Genomic DNA, 16,166 nt, shown 5'->3' on the forward strand with positions numbered 1-16,166 from the left:
GGCGGCCGTTCGGCCGGATCAGCCGATCGCGCGCGCCGGGACCGGCGCCCGCTCCGTCATGCGGGCGTCGCGCTGACGCCGGAGCCTGCCGATGAGAAGCGGGTCATGGGCCTGCGCCTCCGCGGTGTCGATGAGCCGACCGAGCAGCTGGTAATAGCGAGCGGGCGACAACCCCAGGTCGCTGCGGATCGCCTCCTCCTTGGCGCCGGCGTGGGTGAACCAGGCGTTCTCGAAGTCCAGCAGGGCGCGATCGCGGTCGGTCAGGGGCACCCCAGCACGCTAACCCGGGTGGGCCGCGGCTCCGTCGCGCCACTCCACGGAAGCGCCGAGTGGGTCCACCGCCGCGAGCGGCCGCCCGTCGAGGCCGAGCACGAACCCGCCCCACGCGGCATCCACGGGCGGGCGCCAGCGGTCATGGAGCGCGGGCGGGTCGATGCTCACCCACCGCGCGCGAGCCGCCGCGATCGCCGTCAGCAGCCGTTCCCGCCCGGCGCGCGGGATGTGGGGCAGCACGCCCGGCGTCGTGATGACGAGCACCGCGTCGGGCGGAGCGGCGGCGATCGCCGCGGCGAGCGTGTCGGGCTCGGTGGCGTCGCCGGCGAGGATCGGGGCGGGCTCTTCCGCGGCGATGTCGAGCGCCGCGGTGATGCGTTCGGCGCGACCGGCTTCTCCGGGCCACACCAGCGATGACAGGAAGCGGCGGTCGCCGGCATCCCTCGGATTCAGCGGTGTCAGATCGACACCCGCCCGCCACACGATGTCGGGCAGCCGCAGGCGGGGCGGGTGCGTGCCGCGCAGCTCGCACGACAGCACCACCGGCGACGCACCGCCCGGCGGATCGAGCGACGGTCCGCCGCGATAGCGGTAGGAGTAGCGGTCGGGGTACAGGCACAGACCCGCACTGGCCCCGATCTCCAGCAGCGCGATCGGGCCGTCGATGAGCGAGAGCGCGGGCAGCAGGGCGGCGCACCGCTGCGGCTCGTTCGTCTGCAGCGATCGCCGGCCGGTCTCGGCGATCAGCTCGTCGGCGTGCCCGCTCACCCACGCGCGCCACGTCTCGTAGCCGAGCTCGGGCGCCCCCAGCATCCGCGAGACGGCGAAGACGAGGGGTGGTTGCCGGCGCGCGGCGGGGAGCCTCGCCAGCGTCGCCTGCACCTCGTCGTCGGCGGCCACGCCCGCCGCCCACTCCGCGTACAGGTCGCTGCGCCCGGGTGCTTCGTCCCGCGCGAACCGCGCGTAGCGCTCCGCCACCGCCGTGCGCTCGTCGTCCATCCGCCCATTCTCGCGGCAGACGCTCAGCGCCGCGGGAACAGCGGCGCCCACCCTGGGGTTGAATGGGTGAGGATCGAGGAGGAGTCATGACCTACGCCGTCAACAAGACCGACGCCCAGTGGCGCGAAGAGCTCACCGCCGAGCAGTACGCCGTGCTGCGACAGGCGGGAACCGAGCGGGCCTGGACGGGTGAGCTGCTCGACGAGTCGCGCGCGGGGCTGTACGCGTGTGCCGCGTGCGGCGCGGAGCTGTTCCAGAGCGGCACCAAGTTCGACTCGCACTGCGGGTGGCCGAGCTTCTACGAGTCGGTGCGGCCCGAAGCGGTCGAGCTTATCGAGGACACCAGCCACGGAATGGTGCGCACCGAAGTGCGCTGCGCCAACTGCGGCTCGCACCTGGGCCACGTCTTCCCCGACGGATTCGGCACGCCCACCGGGGACCGGTACTGCATGAACTCGCTGTCGCTGCAGTTCACCCCGGAGACCGGCAGCACCTCGGACGCTCCGGCGTGACCGGCGCGCTGGATGCGGTGCGCGCGCGCCGCTCCTGGTCGAAGGTCACCGACGCCGCGCCGTCGCACGACGAGCTGCTGACGCTCGTCTCGGCGGCCGGCCGCGTCGCAGACCACGCGTCGCTGCGCCCCTGGCGCCTGATCGAGCTGCGCGGCGCCGACCGCGAGCGCCTCGGCCGCGCCATCAACAAGGCCGAGGGCGAGAAGGGGTCGTCGTCGAAACCGCTGCGCGCACCCCTGCTCATCGCCGTCGTCGCCAGCTACCAGAAGTCGAGCAAGGTCGCCCGGTGGGAGCAGGAGGCCGTCGCCTCCGGCGTCGCGCACGTGCTGAGCCTGCTGCTGGACGAGGCCGGCTGGGGCGTCCTGTGGCGGACCGGCCACTACACCCGGGCGAAGGCCGTCGCGAAAGCGCACGGTCTGAAGAAGAACGAGGAGCTCCTGGGCTGGCTCTACGTCGGCGGCAAGCCCGAGCGGGAACGCCCCGGCAAGCGTCACGTGCTGGATGCCCGCAAGGTGCTCTCCCGGATGCCGGGAGCAGAGGACGAGCAAGCCTGAGCCCGGGCCGGCCTGAACCCGGGGCCTGAGTACTCGGGCCTGTGTGCCCGGGACGATCGTCACCGCGGCCGTCAGGCTCGCCCTCGTCGCCGCGGGGACACGCGTTTCCATGGGACGGTGGCGACGACCACCGACAGCAGGGCCACGGCGACCATGACCGCGCTCTGCGCGAGCCCCGGCCCGGCGGCCGACGGCCACAGCAGGTCGAGCACGAGCGACGTGGTGAGCTGGCCGGTCACCGCGCCGAGCCCGAGCAGCAGCACGCCGGTGTGCTGGACGAGCGCGGCCGACAGGAAGATGTAGACCACGCCGATCGCGCCGCCGGTGTAGACGAGCGGGTCGGCCGGGAACGGATCGGGCGCGCCGACGGCGGCCACGTGCACGACCGCGGCGACGGCGAGGACAGCCGTCCCCCCGACGAAGTTCACCAGGGTGGCCGTGAGCGGCGTGCCGACCTTCGCCCGCAACCGCCCGTTGGTCGCCTGCTGCCACGCGATGCCGGCGCCGGTGAGGAACGGCAGGAGCAGCATCCACCAGGGGATCCCCCGCACCCCCTCGCCCGTCAGCGCGAGGGCCACGGCCGCGAGGGCGAGCGCGCCGCCGATGAGGCGCGGGACGGTGACGGCGACCGCTCCTCCGGGGCCGTAGCCGATGCGATCGAGCACGAGGCCGTTGAGCGCCTGCCCCGCGACCATCCCGACGGTGAACAGCGAAACCCCGATGAGCCCCACCGCGAGGCCCTGCGTCGCGACGGTGAGGGCTCCCGCGGCGCCACCGGCCAGCATCCACCACGGGATCGCCCGGCCGCGCACACCGGCGACCAAGGCGCGGAACCCACGTCGTCCGGCGCGCGTGGCGACGGACAGGACGATCAGGATCGCCAGGCCCGAACCGAACGACACCACGGCGGCAACGAAACCGTCGTCCAGTCGCACGCCGAGGTCACCGTTGACGCGAGCCTGCAGCGCGGTCAGAACGCCCACGACGACAGCACCCGCGAGCGCGAGCCACGCGGGCAGCGGACGCGGCGATGCGGTCGCGTGAGGCGTGATGCTCGTCATCGGTGTCCGCTCATGGAGCCGACTACGGGACTCGAACCCGTAACCCCCTAATTACAAGTTAGGTGCGCTACCAATTGCGCCAAGTCGGCAGGCTCCCAGTCTAGCCAGGAGCAGGCGGGCGACCGTTACGGCGTGGGTGTCGGGGTCGCGCTCGGGCTCGGCGTCGGGGTGGCCTTGTAGTAGGCGTCGCTGGCGATCGTGAGCACGAACTGCGCGAACTCCTGCGGGTCATCGAGCGCGCCGACGTACTGGTTGCCGTTGACCAGGACCGTCGGGGTGCCCGTCAGCGTCACCTCGGTGTCGGGCAGGCCGTCCAGCGCCCGCTCGGTGGCCGTGCGCGCCCAGCCCTGGAACTCCTGCTCCTCGATGCACGAGCGGACGTCCCGCGGGGAGTCGGCCCCTGCGGCGATCGCGAGCGACGCGAGCTCGGTGTCGGTGTAGCCGTCGGAGTCGACCTCGGGCTGCTGGCTCAGCAAGGCGTTGTTGTACGCGAAGAACGAGTCGGGCGAGTGGGTGGCCACACAGGCAGCGGCCCCGGCCGCGCGCAGGGAGTACTTGGTGCCGTTGGACTTGGCGGTGAGCATCGAGACCGGGTGGTAGGCCAGGGTCGCTGCCCCCTCGTCGACCCACTCGGCCAGCTGCTGGACATTGGCGAGCTGGAACTCGCGCGAGCCGGTCGACAGATAGTCGACGTACACGCGGATGTCGACCACCGGCTGCTCGGTCGGCGTGGGCGACGGCGTCGCCTCGGCCTCTTCTTCGTCCTCAGCATCCTCGGCCGTCGGCGTCGGCGTCGGGGTGGGCTCGGCGTCCTGCACGGCGCCGGATGACAGGGCGACGCCGGCGATGCTCGTCACCGCGAACCCGTCGTCGTCGACATTGGCCGGGCGGAGGAGGGGCTTGGATGCCGCAGACGAGACGATCATGGTGACAGTCACCGCGGCGACCACGACCAGGGCGACCGCGCTCAGCGAGAGGACGGCGATGCGGATGCGCTGCGCCCGGGACTGGCGCACGTGCACCTGCTGGGCCTTCTCGCGCACCGCGTCGCGGCGCTCGCTGGGTGCGGGCGCATTCGCGGAATCGTCGCTCGACATGGAACCTCTCGGGACGGACGGGCCGGATCTCGGCGGAGGCCGCACGAAGAGGCGGCCGGAATCGATGTTAACCAGGCAGTCTGGGAAATGCCCAGACGCGGAGCCCGCACGAGCCGTGTCATACTGTGCAGTGCGCCCGATGGCGGGCGCGCGGGAAAGCCCCCGCTCATCCATCACTACGGATCGTCCGGCACGTACCTGCCGGTGAAGGAGAAGAGAACATGGCGTCCGTCACCTTTGACAACGCAACCCGCCTGTACCCCGGGGGCACGCGCCCCGCTGTGGACAAGCTCAACCTCGAGGTCGCCGACGGCGAGTTCCTCGTCCTGGTCGGCCCGTCCGGCTGTGGAAAGTCCACCTCGCTGCGCATGCTCGCCGGCCTCGAAGAGGTCAACTCCGGCCGCATCCTCATCGGTGACCGCGACGTCACCGACGTGCCGCCGAAGGACCGCGACATCGCGATGGTGTTCCAGAACTACGCGCTGTACCCCCACATGACCGTCGCCGAGAACATGGGCTTCGCGCTCAAGATCGCGGGCGTCGGCAAGGAGGAGCGCGCCAACCGCGTCCTCGAGGCTGCGAAGCTGCTCGACCTCGAGGAGTACCTCACCCGCAAGCCCAAGGCCCTCTCGGGTGGTCAGCGTCAGCGCGTCGCCATGGGCCGCGCGATCGTCCGCCAGCCGCAGGTGTTCCTCATGGACGAGCCGCTGTCGAACCTCGACGCGAAGCTGCGCGTGCAGACGCGTACCCAGATCGCGTCGCTGCAGCGTCGCCTGGGCGTCACCACGGTCTACGTCACGCACGACCAGACCGAGGCGCTCACCATGGGCGACCGCATCGCCGTGCTCAAGGACGGCCTGCTCCAGCAGGTCGGCACCCCGCGCGACCTGTACGAGCGCCCGAACAACGTGTTCGTCGCCGGCTTCATCGGCTCGCCCGCCATGAACCTGTTCCCGGCGGCACTCGCCGAGGGCGGCGTGCAGTTCGGCACCGAGGTCGTTCCGCTGGACCGCGACACCGTGGGCCGTGCGCACGGCAGCGAGGTCACCGTCGGCGTCCGTCCCGAGGACATCGTCGTCGGCCCCGCCGACGGCAAGGGCCTCTCGGTCGTGGTCGACCTCGTCGAGGAGCTCGGCGCGGACGGCTACCTCTACGGGCACACCGACATCAACGGCAAGCGCACCGACATCGTCGCGCGCGTCGACGGCCGCAGCCACCCGAGCTCGGGCGAAACGGTCACGCTCGCGGCGACCGCCGGCCACGTGCACGCCTTCGACATGGAGACCGGCGAGCGCCTGAACGACGCTCCCGTCGTCTCCGGGCACTGACAGAACGCTGCTGCGGCGCGGGCGGGTCGTCTGACCCCCCGCGCCGCAGTGCTTTTCCGCCGACCGCCCGACAGCGACCGCGAAGAGGAGAGGCATGCCCGAATCCCTGAGCATCACGGCGAGCTCCGTCGACCCGGGTCTGCTCGCACTGCCCTGGTCGACACCGCTCGCGGAGTGGCCCTCGAGCACGATCGTGTTCCTGCCCAAAGGCCTCTCGCGCCACCTCGTGAGGTTCGCCAACCTGTCGGGCCGCGTGGTCGCCATCAAGGAGACGACGGCCGAGATGGCCCGCCGCGAGTACGACATGCTCGGCAACCTGGCCCGGCTGGACGCCCCGTGCGTCGAGCGCGTGGCCGTGATCGCCGGACGCCGCGACGCCCGGGGAGAGCCCCTGCCGGCGGCGCTGGTCACCGCACACCTGAAGTTCTCACTCCCCTACCGCGCCCTGTTCACGCAGGTATTGCGCCCCGATACCGCCACGCGCCTCGTCGACGCGCTGGCGGCGCTGCTGGTGCGACTGCACAACGTCGGCTTCTTCTGGGGCGACGTGTCTCTGTCGAACACGCTCTTCCGCCGAGACGCGGGCGCCTTCGCCGCTTACCTGGTGGATGCCGAGACCGGCGAGCTTCATGAGAGCGGCCTGACGCCGGGTCAGCGCGAGCACGACCTCGAGGTGGCGCGGACCAACATCGCCGGCGAGATCATGGACCTCGAAGCCGGCGGACGGCTCGAAGGCGGCGTCGACGCGATCGCGATCGCCGACGGCATCGTGTCGTCGTACCGTTCGCTGTGGGCTGCGCTCACCGACAGCGAGAGCTTCGGCACCGACGAGGCGTGGCGGCTCACCGAACGGGTGCAGCGGCTCAACAGCCTGGGCTTCGACATCGGCGAGATGTCGATCGAGTCCTCCGCGGACGGCACGCGCGTGGTGATCCAGCCCAAGGTGGTGGATGCCGGGCATCACCAGCGCCGCCTGCTGCGACTGACCGGGCTCGACGTCGAGGAGAATCAGGCGCGCCGGCTCCTGAACGACCTCGACGAGTTCCGCGTGCGGATCTCGCGGCTCGGAGACGACGAGGAGATGGTTGCCCACGAGTGGCTGACCAGGGTGTTCGAGCCGGTGGTCAAGGCGATCCCGTGGGACCTGCGCGCCAAGCTCGAACCCGCCGAGGCGTTCCACCAGGTGCTCGAGCACCGGTGGTACATGTCGCAGGCGCGGGGCCGGTCGGTGCCGTTGGCAGAGGTGCTCACCAGCTACGTCGACGAGGTGCTTCGACACCGTCGCGACGAGGCCACGCTCATGGGCCCGGCCACCGACACCGTCTCGCTCCCGGTCATCACCGCGAATCTGCCCGTGATGGACGACGAGGACGACGACATCGACTGGCGCGATCTCGTCTGAGCTCGCCTCGGCTGGGCCCGGCTCGTCCGGGCCCGCCTCGACCGGGCCCGCCTCGTCGGCTCAGTAGCCGACGGTGAACCGCTCGCGCGAGTGCCGCGGGTTCTCGATCTCGTCGAGCACCGCCACCGCGAGGTCCGCTCCCGAGATGAAGGACTCGCCGTCCTCGTCGGTCACGAGGACGTCGCCTCCGTCCCGGTACGACCCGGTGCGCTCCCCCGGGTTCCAGGCCCCGAAGCCGCCGGCCGGGTGCACGTAGAACCAGTCGTGACCACGGTCGTCGGTCTGCAGATCCTCCAGGATGCCGATGGCCTCGAGCGCCTCGGGCTTGTACTCCTCCGTGAACGACGGCTGATCGACCAATCGCTCGCCGCCCGGCGCGATGAGGCTTCCGCCCGCCCCGCCGATCACGCCGATGCGCACCGTCTCGGGAAGGACCGCAACCAGGTCCGCCACATTCGAGCGCACGGCGCCCTCCATGTCGCCGCGCGCGGGCACCGCCGAGACGACGACGTCCACGCCCTGCAGCTCCGCCGCCAGGCTCGGCACATCCAGGAGCGTGCCCTCGATGTACGTGACACCTTCCACGCGCTCCGAGGGGACGGTGCGCGCGACCGAGACCACGGTGTGGCCCCGACGCACCCCCTCGGCGACGATGTGGCTTCCGGCGTAGCCGGTTCCTCCGATGACGGCGATGCGGGGCATGCTCTTCCTCTCCTCAGGGACGATCCTCTTCAGGGCCTGTGACGTGAAAGCGGCGTTCGGGACCGTTCATTCCCCCGTGACGCGATAAGCCTCAGAGAACGGGCGGGGTGTGCCAGATGCGGTCGATGTAGTCGCGCATCGACCGGTCGGACGAGAAGAACCCGCACCGAGCCACGTTGAGGATCGCGGACCGCGTCCAGCCGTCGACGTCGCGATAGGCGGCGTCCACCTCGTCCTGCGCAGTCAGATAGGCGGAGTAGTCGGCGAGCACCATGAACCGGTCGTGGTAGAGCAGGTTCGACACGACCGGGTCGAACACCGACCGGTCACCGCCCGAGAAGGCACCCGACGCGATGAGGTCGACGGCGCTTCGCAGGTCGGCATCCGATCGATAGAAGTCGCCGGGCACGTAGCCGCGCTCGTAGAGCGCCTCCACTTCGGGCTCCGACATGCCGAACAGGAAGAAGTTGTCGTCGCCCACCAGCCGCCGGATCTCGACGTTCGCCCCGTCGTCCGTGCCGATCGTGAGCGCGCCGTTGAGCGCGAACTTCATGTTGCCGGTTCCGGAGGCCTCTTTGCCGGCCAGCGAGATCTGCTCGGAGAGATCCGCCGCGGGGATGACGCTCTCGGCGAGGGTGACGTTGTAATTCGGCGGGAACAGCACCTTGAGGCGCCCCTCGACCACAGGGTCGGCGTTCACGACCGACCCGACGGCGTTGATGAGGTGGATGATCTCCTTGGCGATCCGGTAGCCGGGCGCCGCCTTCGCGCCGAAGACGAACGTGCGCGGCTGCACGTCCGACGCCGCGACGCGTCCGGTGATGATGCGGTCGTAGAGCGTCACGATGTGCAGCAGTTTCAGCATCTGCCGCTTGTACTCGTGCAGCCGCTTGACCATCACATCGAGCATGTGGTCGTCGGCCACGCCCACGCCGTCGCGCTGGCGCAGCACGGTGTCGAGCCGCCGCTTGTTGTGCACCTTGACCGCGGCGAAGCGTTCGCGGAACTCGGGGTCCTCGGCGTACGCCTCGAGTTCGCGCAGCCGGTCGAGGTCGGTCACCCAGGTCGAGCCGAGCGCTTCGGTGATGAGCTCCGACAGCGCCGGGTTGGCCAGCCGCATGAAGCGGCGCGGCGTGATGCCGTTGGTGACGTTGGTGAACTTGCCCGGGAAGAACGCGTCGAAGTCGGGAAGCACCTTCTCGCGCAGCAGCTGGGAATGCAGCTCCGCGACGCCGTTGACCTTTGCCCCGGCGACGGTGGCCAGGTAGGCCATGCGCACCGACCGCTCGGGGTGCTCACCGATGATGGACATCCCCCGGATGCGCATCTCGTCGTCGCCGAAACGCTGACGGACGGCATCCAGGAATTCATCGTTGATCCGGTAGATGATCTCGAGATGGCGCGGCAGGAGGCGTCCGAGGAGCTCGACCGACCACACCTCCAGCGCCTCCGGAAGCAGCGTGTGGCAGGTGTAGGCGAAGCACTTCTGGGTGATGGCCCACGCCTCGTCCCACTCCATGTGACGGTCGTCGACGAGACGGCGCATGAGCTCGGGCACCGCGATCACGGGATGGGTGTCGTTGAGCTGGAAGATCACTCGCTCGGGCAGGCCGGACATGTCGAAATCGGGCTTCAGCACGTGGTCGAGGAAGTCGCCGATCGACGCGGCGACGAAGAAGTACTGCTGCTGCAGCCGCAGCTCCTTGCCCTGCGGCGTGGAGTCCTCGGGGTACAGGACCTTCGAGATGTTCTCGGCGAAGGTCTGCGCGCGCACCGCCTCGGTGTAGTCGCCGGCGTTGAAGATCCGCAGGTCGAAGGCCTCTGTCGCCATTGCGCTCCACAGGCGCAGCGTGTTGACCCGGCCGTTCTGGTAGCCCGGGACCATGTAGTTGTAGGGCACCGCCCGAACGTTCCAGCCCGGAACCCAGCGCGAGCGCGTCACCCCGTCGTCGTCGTAATGCTCGGTGTGCCCGCCGAACGAGATCAGCTGGGACGCTTCGGGGTGCGGGAACTCCCACGGCGAGCCGAGGGTCAGCCACGCATCGGGCTGCTCGACCTGCCGTCCCTCCTCGAATGTCTGCTTGAAGATCCCGTATTCGTAGCGGATGCCGTAGCCGATGCTCGGCACGCTCATGGTGGCGAGCGAGTCGATGAAGCACGCCGCGAGGCGGCCGAGGCCGCCGTTGCCCAGACCCGGTTCCACCTCCTGCGCCCGCAGCTCGTCGATGTCGATCCCGCATGCGGCGAGCGCCTCGGTGGCGATGTCCATCAGGCCGGTGGCGAGCAGGTTGTTGTCGAGCTGCCGGCCGAGCAGGTACTCCGCCGAGAGGTAACAGACGCCCTTCGCCTGGATCTCGCGCTGTCGCCGCTGATCCTCGAGCCACCGCGCCATGAGGTAATCGCGAACCGTGTAGGCCAGCGCCACGTAGCGGTCGGTGGCGGTCGACGCCGACAGCGCCACGCCCCGATCGAAGTTGAGGTTGACGAGGAACTCCTTCACGAAGCCGTCCACGGTGCTGGGCGGCGACGAGACGGGAGCCTCGGCGAGCGGATGCCGGTGCCCAGGCGCCGACGTGGCGCGAGCGGGGGGCGTGGCGGCGGGAACGTCGGAAGCGTCGGGCACGGTGAGAACCTACTCCTTCGTCGTACGCAGCGTCGCCACCTGGTAGAGGGCGACGGATGCCGCGATCCCCGCGTTGAGGGATTCGGTGGCGGCGTGGATGGGGATGGAGACGATCTGGTCGCAGTTCTCGGTGACCAGGCGCGACAGGCCCTTGCCCTCCGAGCCCACGACGATCACGACGGGCCGGTCGGCGAGCTCGAGTTCGGGCAGTGACACCTCGCCGTCGCCGGCGAGACCCAGCACGAACACGCCCTGCTTCTTGAAGTCCTTCAGCGTCGCGTTGAGGTTGCCGGCCAGCGCCACCGGCACCCGCGCGGCCGCCCCGGCGCTGGTCTTCCACGCGGCCGAGTTGACACTGGCGGAGCGGCGCTGCGGCAGGATCACGCCGTGTCCGCCGAAGGCGCCCGTCGAGCGGATGATGGCGCCGAGGTTCCGCGGATCCGTGATGCCGTCCAGCGCCACGAGCAGGGGCATCTCGCCCCGGTCGATGATCTGCTCGAGTAGGTCCTGCGGGTGCGCGTACTCGTACGGCGGCACTTTGAGCGCGACGCCCTGGTGCACGCCGTCGAAGCCGGCCATGCGGTCGAGCTCGGGCCGGGTGACTTCGAGTACCGGGATGTTGCGATGCGTAGCGGTGGCGAGCATCTCTTTCACGCGGTCGTCCATCTCCACGCGCTGGGCGATGTACAGCGCCGTGGCGGGGATCTTCGCGCGCAGGGCCTCCAGGACCGAGTTGCGACCCGTGACGATCTCGGTGTCGTCGCTCGATTTCGCCTTGGACGGCGATCGCTGTCCCTGACCCGGCGCGGCGCCGGGACGACCCTTCCCGCCGGCGGCGGCGTAACGCTCGGCGGCGGCCTTCCGCTTGCCGGCGACGTGCCACGCCCGGTCCTCGGCCTTGGGGGTCGGCCCCTTCCCCTCGAGCGCTTTGCGGCTGTGACCGCCGGTGCCCTTGAGCGGCCCCTTCTTCTTGCCCTTGCCCGCGCCCGGGCGTCCTGGCTTAGCCATCGATGCTCCAATGTGTTCCGTCGGCGCTGTCCTCCAGCGCGATTCCTGCTCTGGCGACGGCGTCGCGGATCCGGTCCGCCGCCGCCCAGTCCTTGTCGGCGCGCGCCTGCGCGCGCTGCTGGATCATCGATCCCACGAGCGCGTCCAGCGCCGCGGCCTCGCGCCCGGTGCCCGTCCGGCCCCACAGCGGGTCGAGCGGATCGATCCCCAGGATGCCGGTCATCACGGCGACCGCCGCGAAGCACCCGCGGGCCGCCTCTGCGTCCCCCGCATCCAGCGCGCTGTTGCCCTCGCGAACCGTCTCGTGCAGCACGGCCAGCGCCTGCGGGATGCCGAGGTCGTCATCCATCGCCGCGGCGAACGCCGTCGGCACCTCCCCGACGATGCGCAGGTCGTCGGCGGTCGGGCGCAGCATCCGAAGTGCGCGCTCCTGGAACGAGCGGATCCGATCCAGTGCCGCCTCGGCCTCGGCGAAGCTCGACTCCGAGACCGACAGATTCGACCTGTAGTGCGCGGCGGCGAGCGCGTAGCGGACGACGAGCGGCTCATGGCGCTCGAGCAGGTCCGCCGCGAGCACGACGTTGCCGAGCGACTTCGACATCTTCTGGTCGCCGACGGTCACGAGGCCGTTGTGGACCCAGTAGCGGGCGAAGTCATCACCGGCCGCCGTCGACTGCGCGAGTTCGTTCTCGTGGTGCGGAAAGCGCAGATCGAGTCCGCCGCCGTGGATGTCGAAGCGGGGACCGAAGAAGCGACGTGACATCGCCGAGCATTCGATGTGCCAGCCCGGTCGGCCGGCTCCCCACGGCGATTCCCACGAGGCGGTCGCGGGCTCGTCGGGCTTGGCGCCCTTCCACAGTGCGAAGTCGCGGGGATCGCGCTTCCCGCGGGTATCGGCGTCCGCCTCGGGCTCCATCGCATCCGGGGACTGCCGGGTGAGGGCGCCGTACTCGGCCCACGAGCGCACGTCGAAGTAGACGTCGCCCGCCGCGGCGTAGGCATGACCGGCATCGATGAGACGGGCGATCAGCTCCTGCATCTGCGGGATGAAGGCCGTCGCGCGGGGCTCGTACGTGGGGGCCTGGATCCCGATGGCGGCGTACGCGCGGGTGAACTCCCGCTCCATCCGATACGCCAGCGCCCACCAGGGCTCGCGCTCGGAATCGTTCCGGAGGACCTTGTCGTCGATGTCGGTGACATTGCGGATGAAGGTCACGCGGCCGTGCCGGTGGGCCAGCCACCGCCGCAGCAGATCGAAGGCGAGCGCTCCGCGGAGGTGGCCGATGTGGGGGCCGGACTGCACCGTCGGGCCGCAGACGTACAGGGTGACGTGTTCGGGGTCGAGCGGCACGAAGTCGCGCAGCGACTGCGCCTTGGTGTCGTAGAGCCTCAGAGTCACCGTCACAGCCTAGCGGCGGGCACCTGTGGACATCCCGGTGCGGTGCAGGGTCGACGGACCGGTACAACTGAAGAGTGCACGTTCTCGCCGTCCTGGCCGCCGCAGTCCTCTTCGGCACGACCGGCACCTCGCAGGCGCTCGGCCCGGACGGAACCACACCGCTGTCGATCGGCGTCATGCGGATGGTCATCGGCGGGACCGGTCTGGCAGCCCTCGCGTTCACCCTCGCGCGACGCCACGCGGCCCGGACCCCGAGCGCGCCGCGCCCCGCCTGGGCAGCTCGGCCGGTGGCGCTGATGATTCTGACGGGGGCGTGCCTGGCGGTCTACCAACCGCTCTTCTTCCTCGGCACCGAACGCAACGGGGTGGCGGTCGGCACGGTCGTCGCCCTCGGCTCCGCCCCGATCCTGGCCGGCCTGCTGGAGTGGCTCCTCACCCGGCGCACGCCCTCCGTCACGTGGATGGTCGCCACCGCCACCGCCACTGCGGGCGTGGTGCTGCTGGGGATGGGCGGGGCAGCCGACTCCGCGAGCGGGACCGACCCCTGGGGCCTGCTCGGCTCGATCGGCGCCGGCGCGTCCTTCGCGGTGATCGCCAACGCCCAGCGCCGACTGCTCGACGGCGGCTGGGACCCCTTCACTGTGGTCGGGGGCATGGGCGCCAGCTCGGCCCTCCTATCGGCGTTCGCCCTCCCCTTCGTCGACCTCGAGTGGCTGGAGACATCGACCGGGTGGCCCATGGCCCTCTGGCTCGGGCTGGCCACCATCTCGATCGCCTATGTGCTCTTCACGTGGGGGCTGAGCGGCCTCACCGCCGCGGCGGCCGCCACACTGACCCTCGGCGAGCCTCTCACCGCCGCGGTCCTCGGCATCGCGGTCCTCGGCGAACGCCTCGCGCCCCTCGCCGTCATCGGCCTGGCGGTGCTGACGATCGGCCTCGCGACCCTCGCCTGGGGCTCGCGGCGCAACCGTGACCCCGAGCCGTTCGCCGTGGAGGGCTGACATGGAGATCGAGAAGATGGAGATCAGGGAGGACGATCTGTCCGGCGCAGAGACACGCGGGCTCATCGCACGCCATCTCGCCGACATGCGTGAGACGTCTCCCGAAGAGAGCTGTCACGCTCTCGACGCCGACGCTCTGCAGGATCCGTCGGTGACCTTCTGGTCCGTCTGGATCGACGGCCGAGTGGCAGGAATCGGCGCCCTGAAACGTCTGGACGCGGTGAACGGCGAGGTGAAGTCCATGCGTGTCGACGACGCCTTCCGCGGCTCCGGCGTGGGCCGGGCCCTGGTGCGGCACATCCTCACGACGGCGCGGGGACATGGGCTCCGCGCGATCTGGCTCGAGACCGGCGCGCAGCCGGGGTTCGCCGCGGCGCGCGGGCTCTACGCGAGCGAGGGGTTCGTCGAATGCGGGCCGTTCGCCTCGTACCGGGAGGATCCCCACTCGGTGTTCATGCGCCTCGACCTGTGATGCTCACGCGGGAATGAGCATCGCCACGGCGTAGGCCGCGACTCCCTCGCCGCGCCCGGTGAATCCCAGTCCGTCGGTGGTCGTGGCCGACAGCGACACGGCGGCGCCGCCGAGAGCCCCCGAGAGCACGGCCTCGGCCTCGCGGCACCGCGACGACATGCGCGGACGGTTCGCCTGCACCTGCACCGAGACGTTCGCGATCCGATAGCCGGCCTCCCCGACGAGAGAGCGCGTGCGGGCCAGGAAGGCGTCGGCGTGCGCGCCGGCGTACTCGGGCTTGTCGGTGCCGAAGTGCGTGCCGATGTCCCCGAGCCCGGCCGCGGCCAGGACGGCGTCGACGATGGCGTGGGCGACGGCGTCGCCGTCGGAGTGTCCCGCCAGGGCGCGCTCACCCGGCCACTCCAGCCCTGCGAGCCACAGCGTGCCCTCGTGGCCGTAAGCGTGCACGTCGGTACCGATGCCGATCCGGGGCGCTGGGGTATCACGCTCGATCGTCGCCCGCGAGGGTTCGACGGGGCGGAGCGTCGTCCGCGCGCGCTCGAGGTCGTCGGGCGTGGTGATCTTGAAGGAACGGGCGTCGCCGGCGACGGTCGTGACGGAATGGCCCGCGGCCGCGACGAGTGCTGCGTCGTCGGTGTACTCCCGATCGGCCACGGCGTATGCCGCTTCGAGAACGTCTCTGCGGAAGCCCTGCGGAGTCTGCGCCGCTGCCAGCTGGCTGCGGTCGACACCCTCGACCACGGAGGAGCCCGCGACCCGCTTGATGGTGTCGACGACGGGCAGGACCGGCAGCACGCCGTCAGTCCCCGCAGCGACCGCGGCGATCACGCGGGAGAACACGGCGGGCGGGGTGAGCGCGCGAGCCGCGTCGTGCACGAGCACGATGTCGATGTCGCCCCACAGCGCGCGGAGGCCCGCTGCCACGGAGTCCTGGCGCGTGGTGCCTCCCACGACCACGGTCGCCAGATCACGGGCATCCCCGGCCGCTTCGAGCGCGTCGGTGAGGGCATCGCCCTCTCGCCCCGCGGGAGCGACGACCACGACCTGCGCGGTGGGGCCCTCGAAGACACCCCGCAGTGCATGGCGAAGGATCGTGTGCTCGTCGAGTCCGACGAACGCCTTGGGCGCGGGCGCGCCGAGTCTCGTTCCGGAGCCGGCAGCGACGACGATGACGGCCACGCGGGGCACGGGGGTGATGCTCACGGAAAGAATCTATACGCGAGCGGCACGCGCCGAGAGGCGCGGCGAGTCAGCTCGCGAGGACCTCGTCGAGAAGGACGCTGGCCTTCTCCTCGTCCGTCTTCTCAGCCAGGGCGAGCTCGGAGATGAGGATCTGCTTGGCCTTAGCCAGCATCCGCTTCTCGCCCGCGGACAGCCCGCGGTCCTGGTCGCGGCGCCAGAGGTCGCGGACGACCTCGCTGACCTTGATCACGTCGCCGGAGGCCAGCTTCTCGAGGTTCGCCTTGTACCGGCGGGACCAGTTGGTGGGCTCCTCCGTGAAGGGGGCGCGCAGCACCTCGAAAACCCGGTCCAGGCCGTCCTGGCCGATGACATCGCGGACGCCGACCAAGTCGACGTTCTCAGCGGGGACCTCGATGATGAGGTCGCCTTGCGTGACGTTGAGCTTCAGGTACTTCTTCGTCTCGCCCTTGATGATCCGGTCTTTGACCTCGATGATCGTCGCGGCCCCGTGGTGGGGGTAGACGACCGTCTCGCCAACCTCAAAAAGCATGGA

At 70.6% G+C, this 16,166-nt stretch carries 16 protein-coding genes and 1 tRNA gene; 6 read left to right on the forward strand and 11 right to left on the reverse strand.

What is annotated here, in order from left to right; all coding sequences use genetic code 11:
- Window positions 1-18: 18 nt before the first annotated feature.
- A complete protein-coding gene (locus tag NFR93_RS05605; RefSeq protein ID WP_251450700.1) occupies window positions 19-270 on the reverse strand; it encodes a DUF3263 domain-containing protein in 252 nt (83 codons plus the stop codon).
- Window positions 271-279: 9 nt separating this feature from the next.
- Complete coding sequence (locus NFR93_RS05610; protein ID WP_251450702.1) at window positions 280-1,272, reverse strand: DUF2332 domain-containing protein; 993 nt, start codon at window positions 1,270-1,272, stop codon at window positions 280-282.
- A gap of 86 nt (window positions 1,273-1,358) precedes the next feature.
- Between NFR93_RS05610 and msrB the strand changes: the two genes are divergently transcribed.
- Entirely contained in the window at window positions 1,359-1,784 is a 426-nt protein-coding gene (gene msrB / locus NFR93_RS05615; RefSeq protein ID WP_251450704.1) for a peptide-methionine (R)-S-oxide reductase MsrB, read from the forward strand.
- Entirely contained in the window at window positions 1,781-2,338 is a 558-nt protein-coding gene (locus tag NFR93_RS05620) for a nitroreductase family protein (RefSeq protein WP_251450706.1), read from the forward strand. The genes msrB and NFR93_RS05620 overlap by 4 nt, the downstream gene beginning before the upstream one ends.
- Before the next feature lie 71 nt (window positions 2,339-2,409).
- Here the strand turns inward: NFR93_RS05620 and NFR93_RS05625 are convergent, their stop codons facing one another.
- The 3 genes from NFR93_RS05625 to NFR93_RS05635 all read right to left on the reverse strand — a co-directional run bounded on the left by NFR93_RS05625 (window position 2,410) and on the right by NFR93_RS05635 (window position 4,496).
- Window positions 2,410-3,399 (reverse strand): DMT family transporter, encoded by a 990-nt coding sequence (locus tag NFR93_RS05625; protein ID WP_251450709.1) that lies wholly within the window; start codon window positions 3,397-3,399, stop codon window positions 2,410-2,412.
- A gap of 13 nt (window positions 3,400-3,412) precedes the next feature.
- A tRNA-Thr gene (locus NFR93_RS05630) sits at window positions 3,413-3,488 on the reverse strand.
- Between the two features lie 36 nt (window positions 3,489-3,524).
- Window positions 3,525-4,496 carry a DsbA family protein gene (locus NFR93_RS05635; RefSeq protein WP_251450711.1) on the reverse strand — a complete coding sequence of 324 codons (972 nt, stop codon included), beginning with the start codon at window positions 4,494-4,496 and terminating at the stop codon, window positions 3,525-3,527.
- Between the two features lie 221 nt (window positions 4,497-4,717).
- On the opposite strand from NFR93_RS05635, the gene NFR93_RS05640 reads away from it, so the two are divergent.
- A complete protein-coding gene (locus NFR93_RS05640) occupies window positions 4,718-5,824 on the forward strand; it encodes an ABC transporter ATP-binding protein (RefSeq protein WP_251450713.1) in 1,107 nt (368 codons plus the stop codon).
- 94 nt (window positions 5,825-5,918) lie between these two features.
- A complete protein-coding gene (locus NFR93_RS05645; RefSeq protein ID WP_251450715.1) occupies window positions 5,919-7,226 on the forward strand; it encodes a DUF4032 domain-containing protein in 1,308 nt (435 codons plus the stop codon).
- 60 nt (window positions 7,227-7,286) lie between these two features.
- Here NFR93_RS05645 and NFR93_RS05650 read toward each other — a convergent pair whose 3' ends face one another.
- The 4 genes from NFR93_RS05650 to cysS all read right to left on the reverse strand — a co-directional run bounded on the left by NFR93_RS05650 (window position 7,287) and on the right by cysS (window position 12,958).
- The gene (locus NFR93_RS05650; RefSeq protein WP_251450717.1) at window positions 7,287-7,928 is read right to left on the reverse strand and encodes an NAD(P)-dependent oxidoreductase; all 642 of its coding nucleotides are present in this window, start codon (window positions 7,926-7,928) and stop codon (window positions 7,287-7,289) included.
- A 91-nt stretch (window positions 7,929-8,019) separates the two neighbouring features.
- Complete coding sequence (locus NFR93_RS05655) at window positions 8,020-10,440, reverse strand: glycogen/starch/alpha-glucan phosphorylase (protein ID WP_251451523.1); 2,421 nt, start codon at window positions 10,438-10,440, stop codon at window positions 8,020-8,022.
- A gap of 120 nt (window positions 10,441-10,560) precedes the next feature.
- Entirely contained in the window at window positions 10,561-11,559 is a 999-nt protein-coding gene (gene rlmB, locus NFR93_RS05660; protein ID WP_251450719.1) for a 23S rRNA (guanosine(2251)-2'-O)-methyltransferase RlmB, read from the reverse strand.
- On the reverse strand, window positions 11,552-12,958 hold the full coding sequence (cysS, locus tag NFR93_RS05665) for a cysteine--tRNA ligase (RefSeq protein ID WP_251450721.1): 1,407 nt from the start codon (window positions 12,956-12,958) through the stop codon (window positions 11,552-11,554). The genes rlmB and cysS overlap by 8 nt, the downstream gene beginning before the upstream one ends.
- Before the next feature lie 74 nt (window positions 12,959-13,032).
- Between cysS and NFR93_RS05670 the strand changes: the two genes are divergently transcribed.
- Together NFR93_RS05670 and NFR93_RS05675 are read left to right on the forward strand one after the other, a co-directional pair.
- On the forward strand, window positions 13,033-13,959 hold the full coding sequence (locus tag NFR93_RS05670; protein WP_251450723.1) for a DMT family transporter: 927 nt from the start codon (window positions 13,033-13,035) through the stop codon (window positions 13,957-13,959).
- Window position 13,960: 1 nt separating this feature from the next.
- A complete protein-coding gene (locus NFR93_RS05675; protein ID WP_251450724.1) occupies window positions 13,961-14,431 on the forward strand; it encodes a GNAT family N-acetyltransferase in 471 nt (156 codons plus the stop codon).
- 3 nt (window positions 14,432-14,434) lie between these two features.
- Here the strand turns inward: NFR93_RS05675 and ispD are convergent, their stop codons facing one another.
- On the reverse strand, window positions 14,435-15,634 hold the full coding sequence (ispD, locus tag NFR93_RS05680) for a 2-C-methyl-D-erythritol 4-phosphate cytidylyltransferase (protein ID WP_251450726.1): 1,200 nt from the start codon (window positions 15,632-15,634) through the stop codon (window positions 14,435-14,437).
- Between the two features lie 46 nt (window positions 15,635-15,680).
- Entirely contained in the window at window positions 15,681-16,163 is a 483-nt protein-coding gene (locus NFR93_RS05685) for a CarD family transcriptional regulator (protein WP_251450728.1), read from the reverse strand.
- Window positions 16,164-16,166 lie beyond the last annotated feature (3 nt).

Origin of the sequence: Microbacterium sp. Marseille-Q6648, from assembly GCF_943181415.1 — a bacterium.
Lineage (GTDB): Bacteria > Actinomycetota > Actinomycetes > Actinomycetales > Microbacteriaceae > Microbacterium.